The following is a 4,615-nucleotide window of genomic DNA, read 5'->3' as shown; positions in this document are numbered from 1 at the left end:
CCTCGGTCCAAAAAAAAACGCCCCCGACGATACGAAATACGAGCGCCTGACCGCTAAAAATGGCGAGTTCTATTTCAATCTGAAGGCCGGAAATGGCCAGATTATCGGCACCAGCGAGACCTACAAAAGTACCCAAGGCCGCGATAATGGCATTGAATCGGTCCAGAAAAACGGCCCGACGACCGATATTCGCGACGAAACGGCTTAAGCTGCGCCCGCTGGCATTATAAGCCCTATTTTGCCGGAGCCTTCGATGACCGTCTATTTTCTCGCGCTTTGCATCGGTGTGATTGCTGGCCTGCGAACGATGATGGCCCCCGCCGCGATCAGTTGGGCCGCAGCCTTGGGCTGGTTGCCGCTGGCCGCAACGCCGCTGGCCTTCTTGGGCTATGCCTATACGCCCTATATTTTTACGGTGCTGGCAATAGGCGAGTTGATCTCCGACCAACTGCCGCGCACCCCGAGCCGGAAAGTGCCCGTACAGTTCGGCGGGCGGCTGGTGAGCGGCGCGCTCTGCGGGGCCGCGCTCGGTTTTGCGGGGGGAAGTTGGATCGGCGGTATGGTCGCAGGCATCATCGGCGCGGTGATCGGTACTTTGGGTGGGGCTGCGGCACGCGCGCGGCTGGCGCAAGCCTTCGGACGCGACCTGCCCGCTGCGCTGATTGAAGATGCGATTGCGGTTGCAGGCGCGGTTCTGGTTGTTTTGGCGGTGCGGAATTGAGGGGGAGGGCGATAATGCTACTCTCCGGCCATGATCTCCCGCGCTGACCTAATTCTGTTGCTGCGCCATCACGCGCCCGAGCTTCAACAGGCGGGCGTGCGGCACCTCAGCCTGTTCGGCTCAGTCGCCCGCAATGAGGCGACCGAGAGCAGCGACATTGATCTCGCCGCCGAATTCGCGCCCGACATTCGGCTGGATCTGTGGCAGCTTTCGGCAGTCCAACGCCAACTTTCCGCCGTTGTCGGCCAAAGGGTCGATCTGGTGCCAGAGCCGGTAACGCGCCCAGCGTTGCAGCAGGCGATTGAGCGGGACCGAGTTTTTGTCTTTTAACACGCGCAATCCGAAACTCTTGGCCGGGGACATGCTGGAGGCCATCGATCGGATAATGATCTATAGCGATGGTATGAGTTTCGAGGCTTTTCAAGCCGACATCAAAACCATTGATGCCGTCGAACGATGCCTTCAGCGGCTAACCGAGGCAGCTATTCGGCTTGGGGACGACGGTCCGCGCTTGTTACCGAACCAACCTGGGCCGATATTCGCGGTATGGGGAATTGGTTACGCCATGCCTATGATCGGATCGATGCGAAGACTATTTGGAATACGGTGACATTCCGTTTGCCATCCCTGAAGGCCGATTTGGAACGCCTTCTCAAATCCTAATCCGCCGATAACCCCACCCGCAACGCCCCATCGCCAAACGCCGCGAACAACCCCGGCTCGGTCCCCGTCAGCCAGGCTTGCCCGCCCAGGGAAAAAAGCTCTTCGGCCAGGGCTTGCCGCCGCCCCGGATCGAGATGGGCGGCCACTTCGTCCAGCAGCAGCAGGGGGGCGCGCCGCGCGCCGTGCGGATGAGACGGGCGTTGGCCAGCAGAATCGCAATCAGCAGCGCCTTTTGCTCGCCGGTCGAACAGAGGGCGGCGGGCATTTGTTTGGTGCGGTGGATCACCTGCCAGTCGCTGCGGTGGGGGCCTTCCGTGGTGGTTCCGGCTGCGGCGTCGCGCGGGCGGGTTTGGCGCAGGGTGCGGCGGAAATCTTCTTCCACTTCCAGCGCGGGTTTTTCGGCCAAAGCCTGTTCCAGGGTGCCGAGCATGGCGAGGTCGGCGGCGGGAAACGGGCCGACGCCGGCGGCCACGGCGAGGCTGAGGCGCTGAGTGATGTCGCAACGGGCCGCCGCAATCGCGGTGCCGTCGCTCGCCATCGTGTCTTCGAGGGCGGCCAGCCAGTGCGGATCGGGGCGTTTTGCCGCCCTCGCCCTCGCGCAACAGCCGCAGCCGGTCGCGCTGGGCGGCTTCGTAGCGGCTGAGGTGCTGGAGGTGATCGGGCAGGAAGCCATGCACGATGCGGTCGAGAAACCGCCGCCGGGCAGCCGCCCCGTCCTGAAATAGCCGGTCCATAACCGGGGTGAGCCAGGAGACGACCAATAGGTCCGACAGCGCGCTCTGGCTTTTCGCGGGCTCGCCGTCGATGCGGATTTGCCGCCGGTCGCCCTGCGCGGGCACGCGGCCCGTGGCGATGTCGACGCTGCCGTGCGCGGTATCGAGCGCGACCTGCATCGACCAGCCTCCCGGCCCCTGCTGCCGGTCGATCTCGTTGATCGCGGCGCGGCGAAACCCCCGCCCTGGCGCTAAGAACGACAGGGCTTCGAGCAGGTTGGTTTTCCCGACCCCATTATCGCCCGTTAGAATCACACAAGGCGCTTCAACCGTAAGGTCGAGCGCCGCGTGGGAGCGAAAATCATGCAAGCGAACCCGGCTCAATGCCGGGATCGTTAGAGAAACCGGGCTCACACCCGCATCGGCATCAGCACGTAAATCGCGCTGCCGTCGGCGCGGTCGCGCACGACTGTGGGGGAGGCGGCGTCGGCCATAATGAACTGCGCCACATCGCCTTGAACCTGCTTCAGAATATCGAGCAGATAGCGCGAGTTGAAGCCGATCTCGAAGGGGTTGCTGGTGTAGGAGACTTCCAGCTCTTCCAAGGCGCTGCCCGCTTCCGGGCTATTAGCCGTGAGCGTCAGCCCATTGGTGCCGAGGGCGATTTTCACCGCGCGGCTTTTTTCGGTCGAGATGGTCGCAACCCGGTCCACCGCTTCGGCGAAACTATTGCGATTGAGCTCCATCACCTTGTCATTGCCCGTGGGAATGACGCGCTCGTAATCGGGGAAGGTGCCGTCGATGAGCTTCGACGAGAGCGTAATCGCGCCGAAGGCGAGGCGAATGCGGGTATCGGACAGGCCAATCGTCACCGCCCCATCGGATTCGTCGAGCAGCTTGCGCAGCTCCAGCACCACTTTGCGCGGCATAATCACGCCGGGAATGCCTTCCGCGCCCTTCGGCAGCGGCAGTTCCACGCGGGCGAGGCGGTGCCCATCGGTAGCGACGCCGCGCATCACCGGGCCGCTCGGCTGTTGCGTCGCGTGCAGATAAATGCCGTTCAGGTAATAGCGGGTTTCTTCGGTCGAAATCGCAAAGCTGGTCCGGTCGATGAGCGCCTTCAGTTCCGCCGACGACAGCGTGAAGTTGAACGGCAGATCATCCGAGGCGAGGCTGGGGAAATCGGCGGTCGGCAGCGAGGGCAGCGTGAAAGTGGAGCGCCCGGCGCGCACGGTGACGCGCTCTTTCTCCGGCTCGGAGGTCAGCTCGACCGACGCGCCATCGGGCAGCTTGCGGACGATATCATAGAGCGTATGGGCGGGGGCCGTCACCGCGCCGGGCAGGGCCACGGGGCAGGACACCTGCTCGACGATATCCAAATCCATATCGGTTGCCGTCAGGGAGACGCTATCGCCGTCCTTGGCTTCAATCAGGATATTCGAGAGGATTGGAATCGTATTGCGCCGCTCGACGACACTTTGCACATGGGCCAGGCTTTTGAGCAGAGCGGCACGATCGATCGTCAGTTTCATGGCGATGAGTCTTCAATCCTTCGGTCACCCGAGGGGCGCGCGGCCCGCGTCGGAGGGTGGCGCGACTATAGCATAGCGCCCCTTCGGGGGAAGAGACTTATGACTCGCGTGAAACATTCCGGCGAGCGCGGTTAGCCGAGATGGGCAACCGGCGTGCGCGTATCGATCCCCACGGTAACCGGCGGCAGCGGTTGCGGGGCATCCGGCAGACTATGGCCCGCCATCAAGGCCGTCAGCCGGTGCAGGAAAGCCTGGCCCTTCGCGGTCAGGCTCACCAGCTTCCGGCGGCGCTCGCGGGGATCTTCGCGGGCCTCGACCAAGCCCAGGCCGGGCTTGCCGAAGGAATGCCAGTCCGACAGCGCGGCAATATTGCGCGAGGCGGACGATTGGGCGATGGCGAGGCGCTGCGCCAACTCGCCCATAGAAAGCCCCTCGTTCTGCGCCAAAGTGAGGAACGAGAGGGCATATTGAATGGGAAGGTCCGGGTCGAGGGTACGAAACGCCTCTAGCACTCGGATGAGCGTAGGGAGGGCCGCATCGTCGGCGTCACTCCCGAGGCTTACCTGCGCCGGGTTATCCAGGGCAGCCGGCGGGCGCATCAGCGGCCCGTCCCAGACCGGCCGGAACGGCGGGCATCCAGCGCGAGGGCGTATAAATCATGTGAAGACGTCCGAACCATATCAGCACCTCCCGGTTTTCGCGGCGCATCTCAGCCCAGCGCAAGGCGCGGGCGGGCACCGACCAACGGGTAAATTCGATGTAAAGCTTAGGCCCCAGGGGAACAGAGACAAATATCGGCATGACACACCTGCGGTATCAGAGAGCTATGACAGAGATCGGCTATCGCGTGATGACGGTTAACACCGTGAAAAGCGGGAAATGCCTGCTTCGATCGGCAGACGCGGGTCGTGTGAATCATAGGGTTTAATCCTTTCTCGCGTAGAGAAGCTGGTGTTCGGAGGGGAAAGAGTGGGTTAGAAGCCTGC

The 4,615-nt window shown here is 63.1% G+C and carries 9 protein-coding genes and 2 pseudogenes; 7 read left to right on the top strand and 4 right to left on the bottom strand.

Annotation, left to right across the window (positions count from 1 at the left end):
• The 5 genes and pseudogenes from VZ95_RS15400 to VZ95_RS29365 form a co-directional block, all read left to right on the top strand.
• A partial coding sequence (locus tag VZ95_RS15400; protein WP_045776642.1) for a YegP family protein occupies positions 1-208 on the top strand: 208 nt, incomplete at its 5' end.
• Between the two features lie 45 nt (positions 209-253).
• Complete coding sequence (locus tag VZ95_RS15395; RefSeq protein ID WP_045776641.1) at positions 254-721, top strand: membrane protein; 468 nt, start codon at positions 254-256, stop codon at positions 719-721.
• Positions 722-751: 30 nt separating this feature from the next.
• Positions 752-1,051: a nucleotidyltransferase family protein gene (locus VZ95_RS15390; RefSeq protein WP_052711824.1), complete on the top strand. Its 300-nt coding sequence runs from the start codon at positions 752-754 to the stop codon at positions 1,049-1,051.
• 31 nt (positions 1,052-1,082) lie between these two features.
• A pseudogene (locus VZ95_RS29370) lies at positions 1,083-1,211 on the top strand (HepT-like ribonuclease domain-containing protein); the annotation flags it as partial.
• Positions 1,178-1,384, top strand: coding sequence for a HepT-like ribonuclease domain-containing protein (locus tag VZ95_RS29365; RefSeq protein WP_408606100.1), 207 nt, complete (start codon positions 1,178-1,180; stop codon positions 1,382-1,384). The pseudogene VZ95_RS29370 and the gene VZ95_RS29365, both read left to right, overlap by 34 nt.
• Before the next feature lie 67 nt (positions 1,385-1,451).
• On the opposite strand, the gene VZ95_RS27325 is transcribed toward VZ95_RS29365, so the two are convergent.
• Entirely contained in the window at positions 1,452-1,922 is a 471-nt protein-coding gene (locus tag VZ95_RS27325; RefSeq protein ID WP_232302688.1) for a DNA replication/repair protein RecF, read from the bottom strand.
• A 1-nt stretch (position 1,923) separates the two neighbouring features.
• Between VZ95_RS27325 and VZ95_RS27320 the strand changes: the two genes are divergently transcribed.
• The gene (locus tag VZ95_RS27320) at positions 1,924-2,109 is read left to right on the top strand and encodes a hypothetical protein (protein ID WP_232302687.1); all 186 of its coding nucleotides are present in this window, start codon (positions 1,924-1,926) and stop codon (positions 2,107-2,109) included.
• A gap of 87 nt (positions 2,110-2,196) precedes the next feature.
• A complete protein-coding gene (locus VZ95_RS27315; protein WP_232302686.1) occupies positions 2,197-2,352 on the top strand; it encodes a hypothetical protein in 156 nt (51 codons plus the stop codon).
• 54 nt (positions 2,353-2,406) lie between these two features.
• Here the strand turns inward: VZ95_RS27315 and VZ95_RS28925 are convergent.
• The 3 genes and pseudogenes from VZ95_RS28925 to VZ95_RS15370 form a co-directional block, all read right to left on the bottom strand.
• Positions 2,407-2,511 (bottom strand): annotated as a pseudogene (locus VZ95_RS28925) (hypothetical protein); the annotation flags it as partial.
• Positions 2,508-3,629, bottom strand: coding sequence for a DNA polymerase III subunit beta (gene dnaN / locus VZ95_RS15375; RefSeq protein ID WP_045776640.1), 1,122 nt, complete (start codon positions 3,627-3,629; stop codon positions 2,508-2,510). The gene dnaN and the pseudogene VZ95_RS28925, both read right to left, overlap by 4 nt.
• A gap of 131 nt (positions 3,630-3,760) precedes the next feature.
• Positions 3,761-4,228, bottom strand: coding sequence for a MarR family winged helix-turn-helix transcriptional regulator (locus VZ95_RS15370; protein WP_156995335.1), 468 nt, complete (start codon positions 4,226-4,228; stop codon positions 3,761-3,763).
• Between the last annotated feature and the right edge of the window lie 387 nt (positions 4,229-4,615).

Origin of the sequence: Elstera litoralis (assembly GCF_000963705.1) — a bacterium.
Taxonomy (GTDB): Bacteria; Pseudomonadota; Alphaproteobacteria; order Elsterales; family Elsteraceae; genus Elstera; species Elstera litoralis.
The sequence above is the reverse complement of the archived record's forward strand: the minus strand, read 5'-3'. Positions and strand labels throughout refer to the sequence as shown.